Below are 16,971 nucleotides of genomic sequence, written 5' to 3'. Positions count from 1 at the left end.
TAGAATGCAAGGGATGGCATAAGCCACACCCGCATTCTTGCGGTAAGAAAGGATAACGAATGAAGACACTCAAGGATCTTGGAGATCTGAAGGGCAAGCGCGTTCTGGTTCGCGCAGATTTCAACGTTCCGTTGGATGGGACTACGATCACCGACGATGGTCGTATCAAGGCGGCGCTGCCTACCATCGAAGCTCTGCGCAAGGAAGGCGCCAAGGTCATTCTCATGGCTCATCTTGGTCGCCCGAAGGGCAAGGTCGTTCCGGAGCTTTCTCTGGCTCCCGTGGCTGCACGCTTGAGCGAACTTCTCGGCGTTCCTGTGGTTCTCGCCTCCGACACCTATGGCGAGGACGCCCAGGCCAAGGTAGCCGCCATGAAGGATGGCGATGTTGTGCTGCTGGAAAACGTTCGTTTCAACCCTGAGGAGACCAGCAAGGACGAGGCCGAGCGTGCCGCATACGCCAAGAAGCTTGCGGCTCTGGGCGATGTGTTCGTCTCCGACGGCTTTGGTGTGGTTCATCGCGCACAAGGTTCCGATTACGATGTCGCTGCCGACCTGCCGGCCGCCGCTGGCTTGCTGGTGGAGAAGGAAGTCAACGCCCTCTCCAAGGCGACCGAGGATCCGGAGCGTCCGTTCACCGTTGTGCTCGGTGGCTCCAAGGTCTCCGATAAGCTCGGAGTGATCGAGAATCTGCTCGACAAGGCCGATCGTCTCGTCATTGGCGGCGGCATGGTGTTCACCTTCCTCAAGGCCAAGGGTTACGAAGTCGGTACCTCCCTGCTGGAGGAGGATATGATCGACCAGGTCAAGGGCTACATCGAAACCGCCGACAAGAACGGCGTCGAACTGGTGCTTCCCGTTGATATCGTCGTGAACAAGGGCTTCCCGGCTGGTGACACTCCGGTCGATCCGAAGGTGGTTCCCGCCGATCAGATTCCGTCTGACATGATGGGCCTCGACATCGGACCTGAGTCGTGCAAGCTGTTCCACGACAAGATCGTCGATTCCAAGACGGTCGTATGGAACGGCCCTATGGGCGTCTTCGAGGTTCCTGCCTTCGCGGCAGGCACCAAGGCCGTCGCCCAGGCTCTGGTGGATGCCACCGAACATGGTGCCTTCACCATCGTCGGCGGTGGTGATTCCGCTGCGGCCGTGCGTCAGCTCGGATTCCCCGAAGATGGCTTCTCGCACATCTCCACGGGTGGCGGCGCCTCCCTCGAATTCCTCGAGGGCAAGGAGCTTCCGGGCCTCAAGGTCCTCGAGTAGGGATTCACAACACTAGCCCAATAACGGTGTGACGTGGCGCCCGGCAATAGGTGCTGGACGCCACGTTCTCATATGGAGGACAGGCAAGGCAATATGGCATCGACACGACGCATCCCCATGGTTGCGGGCAATTGGAAGATGAACTTCGATCATCTTGAGGCAACCGGGTTCGTCCGGGCATTCTCCAAGAACCTCAAACGATGCCATTTTGACTTCAACCGTTGCGAAGTGGCGCTCTTCCCGTCATTCACCTCGATTCGCAGCGTTCAGGTGATGGTGGAATCCGAACACTTGCGCATCAGATACGGGGCCCAGGCCGTTTCGGTCACGTCACAGGGGGCGTTCACCGGTGACGTCTCTGCGGACATGCTCGCGCATCTGGGTTGCAGCTATGTGATTGTAGGCCATTCGGAACGGCGCAAATACCATCCGGAGGACGATGCGAACATCGTCGATCAGGTACGAGCGGTGCTTGCCGCCGGCATGCAGCCGATCCTATGCGTCGGCGAGAGTCTGGAGGAGAGACGCAAGGGCATTGAACTTGAGTTTGCCGTCGGCCAGGTGCATGACGTGACACGCGACCTTTCTGATGGGGAGGCATCAAAACTCATCATCGCCTATGAACCCGTCTGGGCGATTGGCACGGGCATGGTTGCCACCCCGCAGACAGCGCAGGACGCCGCCCATGCCTTCCGCGTGGATCTGGCGAAATCATTTGGCGACCATGTGGCGCAGACCGTGCGTGTACTGTATGGAGGCTCGGTGTCTTCGAAGAACTGTGTGGAGCTGATTGAGGAGCCAGACGTCGACGGCTTCCTCATCGGAGGTGCCGCCCTCGACGTCGATGAGCTCACCACAATCTGCAGGAAGACGATTGCGACAACATCTTCACATGATAATGGTTGATTTTGCACGCTTTTTCGCGAACTTGCGGTACACTGGGCAACGGTATTGAAATTTGGAGGTTCACCCGTGACTGTAGTCAAGCTGATTCTGCAGATTGTGCTGGTTGTGCTCAGTCTGCTGCTTACCCTGCTCATCCTCATGCACAAAGGCAAGGGCGGCGGCCTGTCCGACATGTTCGGCGGCGGCCTTACGCAGAACGCCGGTTCCTCTGGCGTTGCCGAGAAGAATCTGAACCGTTGGACTGTGATCATCGCACTCATCTGGGTTGCCATCATCATTGCGCTCGGACTGTTCACCAAGTTCGGTATCGCCTGATATGAGTTTGTGAAAGGACCCATGCTCCTCCGTAGGAGGGCATGGGTCCTTTCGTTTTTGTTGTACAACAGCGTAGACCTACGAATAGGAGAGTGGACTTGACGGAACCATTCATTGTCGCCGATCTGGACGGCACATTGCTCCATGACGGCAAGACCTTCGAACAACGCGCATTGTCGGACTATACGATTCGCACTGTTGACACATTGCATCGCAACCATGTTCCGTTTGTCGTGGCCACCGCGCGCCCAGTCAGCACAGGTCTCGACATGGTACGCCGATTGCATGCCGATGCATGCATCTATCTCAATGGTGCACTCATCGACTTCCATCCAGCGACCTCTGATTACGCGATGCTCACCGGAACCAAATCTGCTCCCAACGGGCAACTGTTGAAAATAGGTTTCTCTTCAGATTATGCCTGCGAGGTGTGCCGATCAATCACGCATGTGATTCCCGACATCGAGATAGGCATCGTCATGGATGACGTACGATATACGAATTTCGACGTATCCAAGTACTGGAAGACACAGACGTGGCGATTCACTGATTTCGCCGATGTCCCAGAGGGCACCGCAGACAAGATCATCATCTTCCCAACCAACGAACAGACTCCGTTGCTCAGCACATTGCTTCCTGACGAACTGTCGCTCAACATCAGCGAGGGAAGTCTGTGGATGCTCATGGATCCACATGCGAACAAACAGTACACCATGGAACTGCTGTGCGACCGCTGGAACATCGATTTGAACAATGTGGTCGCATTTGGCGATGACATCATCGACATTGACATGATGCAGCGTGCGGGAACCGGAGTGGCCGTCGCCAATTCGAATCCGAAAGTATTGAACATAGCCGATGAGGTATGCGCTTCGAATAACGATGACGGCGTGGCGAAATGGATTGAACATCGCATACTCATAAACTGAACTTGAACTTTTATATTTTGAACATAGAAATGTACAAATCAAAATTATGTTCAACCGTTACGGTACGCTTCGAAGAAACACTTACGGTCTAAGTTCAAAGGAGGGACGGCATGGCCGATTTCACCACGCGCCTCAATCAGGCGATGGAGTTGCGCAACATCAAGCAGATCGACTTCGTCAAAGCGGCGCAGGACCATGGCGTCAAGCTGGGGCGCAGCCACATCAGTCAATATGTGAGCGGCAAAACAAGACCGCGCCGCGATATTGAGCGATTCCTCGCGGCTGTATTGCGGGTGAACGCGGATTGGCTGGCAGGCGAGAGCGTGCCGTTCGATGATGATCCTGAAACCTTCGCAAAGATTGAACACGAGAGCCCAGACGGCAATTTTGAACATATCAATAGAGTTGAACAGAATAGTTCAATTCAGAATTCTGAACATATTGAACATAATAATGAACTCGCTAAAATTGAACAGGAGCAAGACATGGAACCGGCAGCGAACAATAATGTACAGGACCCCTCGTTCCCTGATGTGCCATCAAGTGTCACGCCGGAACCCATGAGCATCGGATCGCGGCGGGTCTTCACCAAGTCACATAAACTGGACAACGTGCTCTATGACGTACGCGGACCGGTGGTCAACGAGGCGGCGCGCATGGAAGCAGCCGGCATGCATGTGATGAAACTCAACATAGGCAATCCAGCCCCATTCGGATTCCGTACACCGGACGAAGTCGTCTATGACATGGCACAACAGCTCACCGATACGGAGGGGTATTCGGCGTCAAAGGGACTCTTCTCGGCCCGTAAGGCGATCATGCAGTACGCTCAGCTCAAGAACCTGCCGAATGTGGGAGTAGAAGACATCTACACTGGCAACGGTGTGAGCGAGCTCATCAATCTCAGCATGAGTGCGTTGTTGGACGACGGAGACGAAGTGCTGCTACCGGCCCCCGACTACCCGTTGTGGACGGCATGCGTCACCCTGGCAGGAGGGAAACCGGTGCATTACGTCTGCGACGAACAGTCGGAGTGGTATCCGGACATCGACGATATGCGTGCCAAGATCACCGATCGCACCAAGGCAATCGTCATCATCAACCCGAACAATCCGACAGGCGCGCTCTATCCGACCGAGGTGCTGCAGCAGATCGTCGAACTGGCACGGCAGCATCAGCTCATGATCTTCTCCGACGAGATCTATGACCGCCTCGTCATGGATGGGCTCACCCACACGTCAATCGCCTCCCTCGCACCGGACCTGTTCTGCGTGACCTATAGCGGTTTGTCGAAGTCTCATATGATCGCCGGGTACCGCATCGGCTGGATGATTCTGTCAGGCAACAAGTCGATCGCGAAGGATTACATCGAAGGCCTTGACATGCTCACGAACATGCGCATCTGCTCGAACGTACCCGCCCAATCGATCGTGCAGACGGCATTGGGAGGTCATCAGAGTGTCAACGACTACCTCGTTCCGGGGGGCCGTATATACGAACAGCGTGAATACATCTACAACGCGCTGAACTCAATCGATGGCATCACGGCGGTCAAACCGAAGGCGGCCTTCTACATCTTCCCGAAAATCGATGCGAAGAAATTCAACATTCGCAACGACGAGCAATTCGCGCTCGATCTGCTGCACGACGAGAAACTGCTCATCGTGCAGGGCACCGGTTTCAATTGGAAGGACCCGGATCATTTCCGTGTGGTCTACCTGCCGCGCGTCGAGGTGCTCAAAGGCGCCGTCGACAAAATGACGCACTTCTTCAGCCACTATCGCCAATAGGCGCATGCATGGCTTGGCGAACAACAGGGAATGTGGAAAGGATGACAGGCGACATGACCGAGGGGAACATCAGCGCGAACGATCAGGCGATACTCGAGCTGCTCGAGAACGATGCCCGGCTCGATGCACGGGATCTGGCGGACATTCTGGGCGAGGAAGCACAAGAGGTGCAGCAGGCCGTCCGCCGCATGGAGGAGCAGAAGATCATCTGCGGTTACCATACGGTAATCAACTACAACAAGGTGCTGCGTGACGAGCGCATCATGGCGTTCATCGAGGTGGATGTCAGCCCGATGAAGGACAAGGGCTACGACCATACCGCGGCGTTGCTCGCCAAATACCCCGAGATTGATTCGCTTTACCTGATCACCGGCGACAACGACTTCATCTGCCTGGTGCAAGGCAAGACGATGTTCGAGGTGTGTCAATTCGTGGCCGATCGCATTGCCGTCATGGAGAACGTGCAAAGCACGAAAACATTGTTCGTGCTCAAGCAGTACAAACAATCCGGCGTACTCACGGGCGCCGGTCGGCCGAACCGTGCCGAGGACCGTCTGGTGGTGAGCTACTGATGAAGCCGATCAACCAGACCATCGCGCATCTCAAACCGAGCGGCATTCGCAAATACTTCGATCTGGCGAACTCCATGGAGGGTGTGATCTCGCTCGGTGTGGGGGAGCCGGACTTCGACACACCGTGGCATATCAGTGCGAAAGCAGTGGAGTCCTTCGAAGACGGCCATACGCACTACACCGCGAACCGGGGACTCATCGCCCTGCGCAAGCAAATCGCAAGGTATTACCACAGCTGCTACGGCATCGACTACGACCCGCAATCCGAGATTCTCGTGACTGTCGGTGGTTCGGAAGCGGTGGATCTATGTTGCCGGACGTTGATCAGTCCTGGAGACGAGGTGATTGTGCTGGACCCGAACTATGTGGCTTACGAGCCGGCGATCTTGATGGCGGGTGGCGTGCCAGTGCGCATTGAGCTCACGCAAGACAACGATTTCAAATTACTGCCGGAGGACCTCGAACGCGCGATCAGCGACCGTACCAAGGCAATCATTCTCAACTTCCCGTCGAACCCAACCGGTGGCGTGATGACCCGCGAGGACTACGAGCGCGTGGTTCCAATCCTCAAGGAATCCGGAATCTACGTCATCTCCGACGAGATCTATTCCGAACTGCTGTTCGAGGGAGAATTCTGCTCACCTGCCAACTTCGAGCAGATTCGCGATCAGGTGCTCGTCATCAACGGCTTCTCGAAGGCCTTCGCCATGACCGGTTGGCGCCTCGGTTACGTGTTGAGCAACGCGGATCTGAGCCAACAGCTCACCAAAGTGCACCAGTTCGTCATCATGTCCGCACCCACATCGGCGCAGTATGCGGCGATTGAGGCGCTTGAACACGGCATTGCCGATACCGAGTCGATGCGCAGGGAATATGAATCACGGCGCAACCTCATCTGTGCCAGACTCAACCGTATGGGACTGACGACGAATGTACCGAAAGGCACGTTCTACGTGTTCACGAACATCACATCTTCAGGCCTCACCTCAGACGAGTTCTGCGTGCGCCTGCTGGAGGAACACAAGGTGGCCATCGTCCCCGGCACTGCCTTCGGCGATTCCGGGGAAGGCTTCGTACGCATCTCGTATGCAACGAGCATGGAGAACATCAAAGAAGCCTGCTCACGCATCGAGGCGTTCCTCGAATCATTGTATATGCCAAGTGAACCTGTGGACTCTCACCATGGCAGCCATTCGTGACACTCAGCCTCCCCGCCTTCCCAAATTATCGATGGACAGGAAAGGGCTCATTGAATCACGGCTCTCGTCGCTTACCGCCGAGGACGATCAGGATTCGCGCCGCTTCTTCGACCAGCAGGCCTCCACGGTCGACATGACCGCCGCTGCGTTGCTCAATTGCGAGTTCAGGAATCTCGCAATTGACACGATCATTGCCGAGCGCACGCATGTCAATCATGTGCTGACAGATTCCTGCCGCACTGCGTTGCTTGACATCTGCAGCATCGGCATGGAAAACAGCATTGCGGTCCGCTGCGCCTTCGGCGCCGTTCAGGCGAACGCGGCGAAGATCATTGGCATGGAGATTCGTGGATGCCGCATCGACTATCTCAATTGCAGGGATGCCATATGCCGTGACATCATGTTCCGCGATTGCGAGATAGGGGAGCTGGACGGCAACGGTGCCAGGCTCTCGCGCATCGCATTCACCGGGACACGAATAGACGTGCTCACCCTGCAGCATGCCATATGCACCGATGTGGATTTGCGTGGTGCGCGGCTACGGGAGATTCGCAATGTCGATTCACTGCATGGGACCACCATGTCTCTGGCACAGATCACCGACCTTTCCGCGGTGTTCGCACGAAGCATCGGCATCCGCACACAGTGATCGATTGCCTTCGGTGCATATAGAAAATGGGCCCAGCGAATGCTGGACCCATCCAATTATGTCTTGACTAGATCAAGTCAGTCGGCATCAGCCGTTGACACGGTCGATGCCGGACTGGACATCGGTGAGCACCGAATCCCAGGACTTGATGAAGGCGGCGACACCATCGGCCTCGAGCTTGTCGGTGACATCCTTGAAGTTGATGCCAACCTCGGCGAGGTCGTTCATGATGTCGTGGGCTTCGTCATAGTTGCCCGGGATGATGCCCAGCGTGGCCTGGCCGTGATCGGCCACAGCGAGCAGGGTCTTCTCAGGCATCGTGTTGACGACGTCCTTGGCGACGAGCTCATCGACATACTTGACGTCGGAGTAAGCGGCGTTCTTGGTGCCGGTGGAGGCCCACAGCGGACGCTGCTTCTTGGCGCCCTTGGCTTCCAGAGCAGCCCAGCGCGAATCCTCGGCGAACTTCTTCTCGAAGAGCTCGTATGCGAGGCGAGCGTTGGCTACAGCAGCCTTGCCTTCGAGGCCCTTGGCCTCGAGGGAGCCAATCTCCTCGAGCTTCTTGTCGACCGCGGTATCGACACGGGAAACGAAGAAGGATGCGACGGAAGCCATCTTGGACAGATCCTTGCCATTGGCGTCGGCCTGAACCATGCCTTCGATGAAAGCATCGATGACCTGCTCGTAGCGCTCGAGCGAGAAGATCAGCGTGACGTTGACGGAGATGCCCTTGGCCAGGGTAGCGGTGATCGCCGGCAGGCCCTCGAGGGTCGCAGGAATCTTGATCATGGCGTTCGGACGGTCGACCTTGGCCCAGAGTTCCTCAGCCTGCTTCTCGGTCTCGGCGGTCTCGTGTGCGAGGCGCGGATCGACTTCGATGGAGACACGGCCATTGACGTAGTCGGAGGCCTCGGCGACCGGCTTGAAGATATCGCAGGCATTGCGCACGTCGGTGGTGGTGAGCTCGCGGATGGCGGTCTCGACATCGACCTTGCCGAGTTCCTTGAGCTGTGCGTCGTACGGGCCGACCTGGCTCAGAGCCTTCTGGAAGATGGACGGATTGGTGGTGACGCCAACAACGTTGTCGTTCTTAATGAGCTCTTCGAGGTTGCCCGACTCGATGCGGGTGCGGGACAGGTCATCCAGCCAGATGGAAACGCCGGCATCGGAAATTGCCTGAGTAGATGCAGTCATTATGTATCTCCTAATTTGTGTTGTTGAAAAAATCCAACGCCTACCAGTGTAGGCAGAGGGGAGGGGATGCCGGATGACATCCCCTCATAGATGAATCAGCGAGCCTCTTCGATGGAGGCCTTGGCTGCTTCGACGACATGCTCGGCGGTGATGCCCAGATCGATCATGTTCTGAGCACCGTCGCCCTGCAGGCCGAACTGGTCGATAGCGATGGCCTTGCCATAGGAGCCCAGGTACTTGTACCAGGACATCGCGGAGCCGGCTTCGATGGAGACACGGGCCTTGACGCTCTTCGGGAGGATCTCCTCCTTGTACTCGTCGTCCTGCTCCTCGAACCATTCCATCGAGACCATGGAGATGACGCGGGCCTTGATGCCCTCCTCAGCAAGCTTCTTGGCACCTTCCAGAGCCCACTGAACCTCGGAACCGGAGGCCATGATGATCACGTCCGGCTGGCCTTCCTCGCCGTAGAGCACGTAAGCGCCCTTGCGCACGCCTTCCTTGGCCTTCTCGGCGGTCTCAACGAGAGTCGGGACACCCTGACGGGTCAGCACCATGGCTGTTGGCAGCGTGTTCTTCTTCTCGAAGAAGTAACGGTAGGCTTCGGCGGTCTCCCACTCATCGGCAGGACGAACCACTTCGAGCTGCGGGATGTCGCGGAAGGAGCTCAGGTGCTCGATCGGCTGGTGGGTCGGGCCATCCTCGCCGAGGGCCACGGAATCATGGCTCCAAATGTACAGGTTCGGGATCTCCATGAGAGCCGACAGACGGACTGCGGCACGCATGTAATCGGCGAACTGGAAGAAGGTGCCGGAGAACGGACGGGTGTCGGAACCCAACAGGATGCCGTTGGTGATGCAGCCCATGGCGAATTCGCGCACACCGAAGTGCAGCTGACGGCCATACGGGGAGCAATCCGGCCACTGGGTGGTGGCATCTTCCGCCGGAGCGAAGGACGCGGCGCCCTTGATGTTAGTGTTATTGGAACCACCCAGATCGGCGGAGCCACCCCACAGCTCAGGCATGATCGGCGCGATGGCGTTGATCACGGCGCCGGAGGCCTTGCGGGTTGCGACCTTGGATCCGGCTTCGAAGCCGGCTTCGAGATCGTCAATGGCCTTGTCGAATTCCTCAGGCAGCTCACCGTTCTTGATGCGGTTGTAGAGAGCAGCCTTGTCCGGGTTGGCGTCGGCCCACTTCTCGAAGGCCTCATCCCATTCCTTGTGTGCCTCGAGGCCGCGCTCTGCGACCTTGCGGGCGTGGGCCAGTGCCTCTTCGTCCACTTCGAAGGTCTTCGTCGGATCGAGGCCGAGGGCCTTCTTGAGACCCGCGACGGCCTCGTCGCCCAGAGCGGAGCCGTGGGACGAAGGATCGTTGGTCTTGCCCGGGGTCGGCCATGCGATGAGCGTGTCGACCTTGATGAAGTGCGGACGATCGGTGACCTGCTCGGCCTTCTCGATGACCTTGGACAGACCTTCGATGTCTTCCTTGTAGGAACCGTCGGGCTGGATGAAGCTGAATTCATCGGTGTACCAGCCGTAGGCCTTGTAACGCTCGATCACGTTCTCGTCGAGGGCGATCTTGGTCTCGCCTTCGATCTGGATGTGGTTGGCGTCGAAGAAGACGAACAGGTTGCCGAGCTGCTCGTTGCCGGCAAGCGAGGAGGCTTCGCCAGAGACACCTTCCTCAATGTCGCCTTCACCGCAGATGACCCACACCTTGTGGTCGAACGGGGACTTGCCCTCCGGAGCATCCGGATCGAGCAGGCCGCGCTCGTAACGCTGGCCATATGCGAAACCGACGGCGGATGCGACACCCTGACCCAGCGGGCCGGTGGTCATTTCGATGCCGGGGGTCAGGCCGTACTCAGGATGGCCCGGAGTGCGGGTGTCCGCGCCGCCACGGAAGTACTTGAGGTCGTCCAGCGTCAGGCCATAACCGGAGAAGTACAGCTGCACATACTGGGTAAGCGATGCATGACCGCCAGAAAGAATGAAACGATCGCGTCCGGCCCAGTTCGGGTCGTTCGGATCGTGCTTGATGAAACGCTGATACAGCGTGTAGGCGATTGGAGCCAACGAAATCGGGGAGCCCGGATGGCCATGGCCCGCCTTCTGCACTGCATCGGCGGAGAGGGCCTTCGCCATCTTGATGGCGCGCTCATCCAATTCAGACCAGGTGTTATCGGTCATAAGTGATCTACTTTCCTTCCAATATTTCGAGCGCCGGAGCCGCCGGCTTGTCCAACAACGCCGGCGCTCTTCACATTCTAACCGCAATAACCGACGAGGTTTTGCGCCTTTGGCGTGTTATCCGCTTTCTCTGTGAGCCGGAAATTAGCACTCCTGTACGCAGAGTGCTAATACAATGTTTCTCGAAAGCGTAATAAGGGGTATATATGAGTTCGACACGTCGCATGCAGATTCTGCGGGCCGTTGTAGAGGACTATATACGGCAGCAGGAACCCATCGGATCCGGTGCGCTGGCGGCCAAGCACCATTTGGGAGTGAGCTCTGCCACAATCCGCAACGACATGGCCGTTCTGGAGGATGAAGGCTATCTCACCCAGCCCCATACCTCGGCGGGACGCATCCCGACCGAAAAAGGGTACCGGTACTTCGTCAATTCGCTGAGCACACCGATATCGCTCACTGCAGAGCAACGGGAATCAATCAGCAGTGCCCTGAGCGGTTCGGTGAGCCTGCAGGACACGTTGCAACGCGCCGCACGCATTCTCTCCACCATCACCGGTCAATATGCAATGGTGTCGGCGCCGTCGTTGTCCTGGTCCCTTATGAGGCACGTGGAACTGCTGCCCCTCGCCGCGCATACGCTCCTGCTGGTGGCGATAACCGAGACGGGCCGCGTGGTGCAGAGGTTGGTCTCGGCAGACACGTTGCCGAATACCGAGCAGACGCAGTGTATATGCGAAACGATCAATACCCATTGCCGTATGCTCACGTTCCGCCAATGCGTACAGACCATTCGCACGCTGCCGACCGATTCCGAGGGGGGATTCCCCCCGCAGCTCCGCGATGCCATCGCGGCGGCGTTCTCCGGCATGGAGAATGAGGAGCGCTCAAACGAGCTGTTCACCTCAGGTGCCGCAAGCCTGACGCATCAGTATATCGATGCCGCCAGCCTTGCGCCGCTCTTCGACGCTTTGGAGGAACAGGTGGTGTTGATGCGCCTGATGTACGATCTGACGGGACAGCCCGGTCAGGAGGGCGTCGGCGTGGCCATCGGCTCGGAAACACACACACCAGGTCTGCTGCATGCCTCCGTGGTGAGCAGCGGCTATGGGCAGAGCTCCACCCCGAGCGCGAATGCCGAGCATGAGGAATACGACACAGGCACCCAACCAACCATGCCGATCGCTGTAATCGGATCCATCGGCCCGACCCACATGAACTATGCGGTGACCATGGCCGCCGTCCATGCCGTATCGCGGTATCTGACCGAGTTCCTGTGCGTTGGCCATAATGGATGGCAGGAATAACAGCCGAACCTTTCGAGTAGCAATATACAGTCATACGAATACGTCCCAGCACAACAGAAAGAGTGGCCGTGGCAGATTATTACAAAGTCCTAGGCATCGAGCGCGATGCGACGGAAGAGGAGATCAAGCGCGCATACCGCAAGATGAGCCGTAAATACCATCCCGATCTCGCAGGTCCGCAGTTCGAGGAGAAATTCAAGGAGGTCAACACCGCGTACGAGGTGCTTTCCGACCCGGAGAAGCGGCGCATGTTCGACATGGGCGTCGACCCGAACGATCCCCGAAGTGGAGCGAGATACGGTGGCGGCCAACCCTTCGGCGGATTCGACATGGGCGACATGTTCGGACAGTTCTTCGACGCCTTCGGCGGTGGTACCGGCAACGGTCCGATACCACGTAGCCAGCCCGGCCGCGATCAGCTCGAAGAGCTCACCATAGATTTGAAGACCGCCGTGTTCGGTGCGGAACAACACCTGAAGTTTTCGACCTACGGCACCTGCCAGAACTGCGAAGGCACCGGATCCGCACACGAGGAGCCTCCCATCACATGCCCCACATGCCATGGGTCCGGCTACACACAGAAGGTGGTGCGCACACTGCTCGGCCAGATGATGACCTCGGTGCCCTGCGAAACCTGCCAAGGTCACGGCAACATCTTCCAACACCCCTGCACCCAATGTCAGGGAAGCGGTCGTGTGCGCACCGAGCGTGATGTAGTGATTCCTGTGCCGGGTGGCGTGCAGAACGATTCCCGCCTTCGCGTGCCGGGTCAGGGAGAGGCCGGCGAATGCAACGGGCAGCCCGGCGATCTCTACGTGGACATCACGGTGCGCAAGAACGAAAGGTTCACCCGGCAGGGTGACGACCTGCACTGCTGGATTCGCGTTCCCATGACATGGGCCGTGCTGGGTCATGCAATGGAGATCGATTCATTCGACGGCAAGCAGCAACTCGACATCCCCGCGGGAACGCAGCCGGAACAGACCGTGGAGCTCAAGAGCCTGGGCATGACAAAGCTCAACGACAAGGATCAACGTGGCAATCTGATTGTGCACATCAACGTGCAGATTCCCACGAAGCTCAGCGACTCCGAGCGCAGTCTCATGGAGGAGTTCGCCCAACAGCAGAAGGACGAAAAACCGGTGCGGCAGTCCTCGCAGCCCGCAACGCCGCAGAAGAAGGGCTTCTTCAGCAAGATCAAAGACGCCCTAGGCTGAAATCACATAGCGTCTGGCAACGCAACTGATCTATGTGATCTATGCGAAGGGCCGGTGCGACATCCAGCTGGATGTCGCACCGGCCCTTCGCATAGATCACATTCACCGCCTCCAACAGCTATTCACCTCAGCAGCGAACGGCACATCTCCCGATACTCGCTCACATAGCCGCCGCCGAAGAACACGCAGTGGCCCGCAATGGGGTAGAGCTGCCATATCATGATGCGCTCCTGCCAACCCGCCTTCAGCGGATGCACCGACATGTAGCCATCGGTGATCTCCGTCAGATAACTCATGCCGAACAGATGGAGCATGGCGAGATCCTCCTCCCGGTGTCCGCCATGGGCCGCGGGATCAATGAGCACGGCCTGCGTCTCGCCGGTGTCTGCCGTCCACATCACATTGCCGCTCCACAAGTCGCCATGCACACGAGCGGGCCTATCTTCGCCGGCCCTGTCGAGCAGTTCCGGAAGCGCATCGATGACCTCGTTGGTAAGATCCATGTCGGCATCACGCAACGACCCGCGTTCGATTCCCATCTGAACCATCGGTCGCAGACGGCCTTCGGCCAAATATGTTGCCGGATCCCGCCACTCGCCGGTGTCCATCGGCACAGGATCCTGCAGGGGTCCGAAATAACAGGTGCCGTCATATCCCTTCGGAGCCGATCCAAAATACGGCGCGCCAGCATCATGCATATGCGCAAGTGCGGCACCGAATTCGAAGGCAGCTTTCCCCGTGGGCATCGCGGGGGTCACACGTTCGATGTCAAGGTAATCGTCACCCCAGCCATACACCTTCACCACACGCGGACCGCCCTGCGCCTGCGCCTCGCCAAGCCACTCAAGGCCTTTGCCCTCGCATTCGAAGAAGCCCCGTGGCGCATTCCTGCGACTCTTACGGTATTCTGCACCCATCTCAGTCCTTTCGCCTGTATATTCCGGTGCTCATTGTACGCAATTCGATGTCGCGAAACGGCACGGAATGCCGCTCGACGACCTGTGCGACTATCGCCTCCTTCGGTGGAAGAGGAAAGGCACACGGTACAGTGAAACTGCAATAACCATGAAATCATTCGTAAAGAGGATTTATGAATTTCTTCCAGGCCATATTCCTCGGACTGGTGCAGGCACTCACCGAATACCTGCCGGTGTCCTCCAGCGCCCATGTCCGCATCGTCGGCGATCTCATGCTCGGCGGAGACCCAGGTGCCGCGTTCACCGCCATCATCCAGATCGGAACCGAATTGGCGGTGCTGCTGTATTTCCGCCACGACATCTGGAACATCCTGAAGTCCTGGTGTCTGTGCCTCGCCGGCAAGGAAGGGAAGGACAGGGCCTCTCGTTTCGGAGCACATAACAAGGACGCTCGTCTGGGCTGGTACATCATCATCGCCACCATCCCGATTCTCATCGCGGGCGTACTGTTCCAGCATGCCATTGAGACGACGCTGCGCAATCTATGGATCACGGTGGCCATGCTGTTCGTATTCGGCGTGATCCTGTGGATTGTCGACGACCGCGCCCGCCAGGTCAAGACACTCGACGACATGAACACGAAGGATGCGATCTGGTTTGGCATCGGCCAGATGCTTGCACTTATTCCGGGCGTGTCACGCTCCGGCGGCACCATCACCTTCGGACGAGCAATGGGGTACAAACGCGAGGCGGCAGTGCGCGCCGCATTCCTCATGGCCATACCCGCCGTGTTCGGCGCGGGCATTCTCGAAGCCGTCAAGGCGATCAAAGACGTCAATGCCGACGCGATGTTCCCCGGATGGGGCGCAACCATCGCCGCCACTGTCGTGGCATTTGTGGTCGGTTACATCGTGATCATTGGATTCCTCAAATTCGTATCCACCTATTCCTACAAGGCCTTCGCCATCTATCGCATCGCTCTGGCCGTCATCGTGGCTATCTTGCTGCTGTGCGGCGTGCTCTCACCGCTGGAGGGCATTCCGGTCTCCGGTAATGCCTGATGTGTGCTGTCTTGGATATGAGAAGACCTCCCAAATTGGGAGGCCTTCTCATATCCAAGACAGCAGTCCTATGGTGCAAGAAAGAAACCGGTTCTCAATCCTGATCCCGCAGGAATGCCTCGGCCTCCTGTACCAGCTGTTCGGCCATCGGCGCCCCCGCCGAAGAGAGCTCCTTGGCATGCTGATGCAGATCAGAATCACGTTCCAGCTGACTCACGAAATGCTCGAGGTCGGCGTTGTTGCGCACGGTGACGTCGCAACGAGAACGCCATTGCTTCGCCTTGTTCTCTATGGCACCCACTGGAAGATCGAGCCCCAAGATCTCGCCGAGCTCCCGCAACAGTGTCAGGGTTGCCTGTGGGCATGGATCAGCGGACCCGAGATAGCGGGGGATGGAAACCCACAAGGATGTGGTGGCAAATCCCTGTTCGATGGCCATCGTGTCAAGCGCATGCGTGATTCCGATTGGCCCGTTGTATTCATAATCGGGATCCAGCGGCTTGCCGTTGTTCGAGATATCGATGGGCAGTGGACGCGTGTGCGGGCACTCCGCCAGCATGGAGCCCAGCGTGACAATGCGTTCGACGTCATATTGTTCGGCGAAACGCAGGCTATCGCGGCAGTATTCAAGCCACTGGTAGTTCGGCTCCGGTCCCAATTGCGCAAGAATATGGAGCGAGTCGCTCACTGCGATGTCGTAGAAAGCGGTCTGCGGCCATAGAATGCAACGGGAACCCTGAATGGTGCACTGCATCGGACGGGCGGATTGGTAATCATAGTAACCGTCTTTGTTGATGTGGCCAATCTCCAAAGACCTATAACGGGAGACCAGATGCCGAATCACATTGGTGGCACTCTGGCATGCGTCATTCCAGCCGTCGAAGGCCGCGACCATGACGTATTTGACTCTGGTTCCTCGCTCATTCATGTACACCACTGTATCCCTTGAAAAGCGTGCATTTTGTGAAGGTAATCCCACAGTGAAGCAATGTGGAGGAACCGTGAGCAAAACGCGCGGTCACTGCTGTGTATTTCTCTCTCTACTGCAATCCTATACGGAGAGATGATCCAACAATTACGACACGCCGAAGTTGCAAACTTCCAAGAGTTCGATATAGTAGTGACTCGTGCTCAGGCAGAGGAAACAACGCCAGAAACACATGCGGACATAGCTTAGTTGGTAAAGCGCGACCTTGCCAAGGTCGAGACCGCGGGTTCGAGTCCCGTTGTCCGCTCTAAGGTCCGATGAGTTTAACGAACCTTACGGTGGGTTAGCCAAGCGGTTAGGCAGCGGCCTGCAAAGCCGTATAGACGAGTTCGACTCTCGTACCCACCTCGACGGCATCGAAAGATGTCCGAGACCAACCGGGCGGTTGGCGCAGAGGTAGCGCACTTCCCTGACACGGAAGGGGTCACAAGTTCGAATCTTGTATCGCCCACGATCCGAGCCATCGGATA

15 protein-coding genes and 3 tRNA genes are annotated in these 16,971 nt (G+C 57.6%); 14 read left to right on the top strand and 4 right to left on the bottom strand.

Translation table 11 applies throughout. The annotated features are described in order from the left end of the window. Nucleotides 1–59: 59 nt before the first annotated feature. The 8 genes from BANAN_RS04255 (at nucleotide 60) to BANAN_RS04220 (ending at nucleotide 7,625) form a co-directional block, all read left to right on the top strand. Nucleotides 60–1,265: a phosphoglycerate kinase gene (locus tag BANAN_RS04255; protein WP_004217923.1), complete on the top strand. Its 1,206-nt coding sequence runs from the start codon at nucleotides 60–62 to the stop codon at nucleotides 1,263–1,265. Between the two features lie 93 nt (nucleotides 1,266–1,358). Continuing rightward, nucleotides 1,359–2,171 (top strand): triose-phosphate isomerase, encoded by an 813-nt coding sequence (tpiA, locus tag BANAN_RS04250; RefSeq protein WP_014697692.1) that lies wholly within the window; start codon nucleotides 1,359–1,361, stop codon nucleotides 2,169–2,171. A gap of 66 nt (nucleotides 2,172–2,237) precedes the next feature. Continuing rightward, the gene (gene secG, locus BANAN_RS04245) at nucleotides 2,238–2,486 is read left to right on the top strand and encodes a preprotein translocase subunit SecG (RefSeq protein ID WP_014697691.1); all 249 of its coding nucleotides are present in this window, start codon (nucleotides 2,238–2,240) and stop codon (nucleotides 2,484–2,486) included. Between the two features lie 98 nt (nucleotides 2,487–2,584). Further along, the gene (locus BANAN_RS04240; RefSeq protein ID WP_014697690.1) at nucleotides 2,585–3,415 is read left to right on the top strand and encodes an HAD hydrolase family protein; all 831 of its coding nucleotides are present in this window, start codon (nucleotides 2,585–2,587) and stop codon (nucleotides 3,413–3,415) included. 110 nt (nucleotides 3,416–3,525) lie between these two features. Beyond that, entirely contained in the window at nucleotides 3,526–5,205 is a 1,680-nt protein-coding gene (locus BANAN_RS04235) for an aminotransferase class I/II-fold pyridoxal phosphate-dependent enzyme (protein ID WP_014697689.1), read from the top strand. 53 nt (nucleotides 5,206–5,258) lie between these two features. Continuing rightward, complete coding sequence (locus BANAN_RS04230) at nucleotides 5,259–5,777, top strand: Lrp/AsnC family transcriptional regulator (protein WP_041777121.1); 519 nt, start codon at nucleotides 5,259–5,261, stop codon at nucleotides 5,775–5,777. Further along, a complete protein-coding gene (locus BANAN_RS04225; protein WP_014697687.1) occupies nucleotides 5,777–6,976 on the top strand; it encodes a pyridoxal phosphate-dependent aminotransferase in 1,200 nt (399 codons plus the stop codon). The genes BANAN_RS04230 and BANAN_RS04225 overlap by 1 nt, the downstream gene beginning before the upstream one ends. Further along, nucleotides 6,960–7,625: a pentapeptide repeat-containing protein gene (locus BANAN_RS04220; protein WP_041776998.1), complete on the top strand. Its 666-nt coding sequence runs from the start codon at nucleotides 6,960–6,962 to the stop codon at nucleotides 7,623–7,625. Before BANAN_RS04225 ends, BANAN_RS04220 begins: the two co-directional genes overlap by 17 nt. Before the next feature lie 87 nt (nucleotides 7,626–7,712). On the opposite strand, the gene tal is transcribed toward BANAN_RS04220, so the two are convergent. Both tal and tkt read right to left on the bottom strand, forming a co-directional pair. After that, complete coding sequence (gene tal / locus BANAN_RS04215; protein ID WP_014697685.1) at nucleotides 7,713–8,819, bottom strand: transaldolase; 1,107 nt, start codon at nucleotides 8,817–8,819, stop codon at nucleotides 7,713–7,715. A 95-nt stretch (nucleotides 8,820–8,914) separates the two neighbouring features. Continuing rightward, nucleotides 8,915–11,011: a transketolase gene (tkt, locus tag BANAN_RS04210; protein ID WP_014697684.1), complete on the bottom strand. Its 2,097-nt coding sequence runs from the start codon at nucleotides 11,009–11,011 to the stop codon at nucleotides 8,915–8,917. 206 nt (nucleotides 11,012–11,217) lie between these two features. Between tkt and hrcA the strand changes: the two genes are divergently transcribed. Together hrcA and dnaJ are read left to right on the top strand one after the other, a co-directional pair. Next, on the top strand, nucleotides 11,218–12,318 hold the full coding sequence (gene hrcA / locus BANAN_RS04205; protein ID WP_014697683.1) for a heat-inducible transcriptional repressor HrcA: 1,101 nt from the start codon (nucleotides 11,218–11,220) through the stop codon (nucleotides 12,316–12,318). A gap of 68 nt (nucleotides 12,319–12,386) precedes the next feature. Continuing rightward, nucleotides 12,387–13,535: a molecular chaperone DnaJ gene (gene dnaJ, locus BANAN_RS04200; RefSeq protein ID WP_014697682.1), complete on the top strand. Its 1,149-nt coding sequence runs from the start codon at nucleotides 12,387–12,389 to the stop codon at nucleotides 13,533–13,535. A 122-nt stretch (nucleotides 13,536–13,657) separates the two neighbouring features. On the opposite strand, the gene BANAN_RS04195 is transcribed toward dnaJ, so the two are convergent. Further along, the gene (locus tag BANAN_RS04195; protein WP_014697681.1) at nucleotides 13,658–14,452 is read right to left on the bottom strand and encodes a fructosamine kinase family protein; all 795 of its coding nucleotides are present in this window, start codon (nucleotides 14,450–14,452) and stop codon (nucleotides 13,658–13,660) included. Nucleotides 14,453–14,625: 173 nt separating this feature from the next. On the opposite strand from BANAN_RS04195, the gene BANAN_RS04190 reads away from it, so the two are divergent. Next, nucleotides 14,626–15,513 (top strand): undecaprenyl-diphosphate phosphatase, encoded by an 888-nt coding sequence (locus BANAN_RS04190; protein WP_014697680.1) that lies wholly within the window; start codon nucleotides 14,626–14,628, stop codon nucleotides 15,511–15,513. Nucleotides 15,514–15,607: 94 nt separating this feature from the next. On the opposite strand, the gene BANAN_RS04185 is transcribed toward BANAN_RS04190, so the two are convergent. After that, nucleotides 15,608–16,408, bottom strand: coding sequence for a PAC2 family protein (locus BANAN_RS04185; protein ID WP_014697679.1), 801 nt, complete (start codon nucleotides 16,406–16,408; stop codon nucleotides 15,608–15,610). A gap of 267 nt (nucleotides 16,409–16,675) precedes the next feature. On the opposite strand from BANAN_RS04185, the gene BANAN_RS04180 reads away from it, so the two are divergent. From BANAN_RS04180 to BANAN_RS04170, 3 genes are all read left to right on the top strand, one after another. Beyond that, nucleotides 16,676–16,748: transfer RNA gene (locus tag BANAN_RS04180), tRNA-Gly, on the top strand. 30 nt (nucleotides 16,749–16,778) lie between these two features. Then, a tRNA-Cys gene (locus BANAN_RS04175) sits at nucleotides 16,779–16,849 on the top strand. 31 nt (nucleotides 16,850–16,880) lie between these two features. Next, nucleotides 16,881–16,952 (top strand) — tRNA-Val (locus BANAN_RS04170). Nucleotides 16,953–16,971: the final 19 nt, after the last annotated feature.

It is taken from the genome of Bifidobacterium animalis subsp. animalis ATCC 25527 (genome assembly GCF_000260715.1).
Taxonomy (GTDB): domain Bacteria; phylum Actinomycetota; class Actinomycetes; order Actinomycetales; family Bifidobacteriaceae; genus Bifidobacterium; species Bifidobacterium animalis.
Note: the sequence above shows the minus strand (reverse complement) of the source record. Positions and strands in the feature narration are given on the sequence as shown.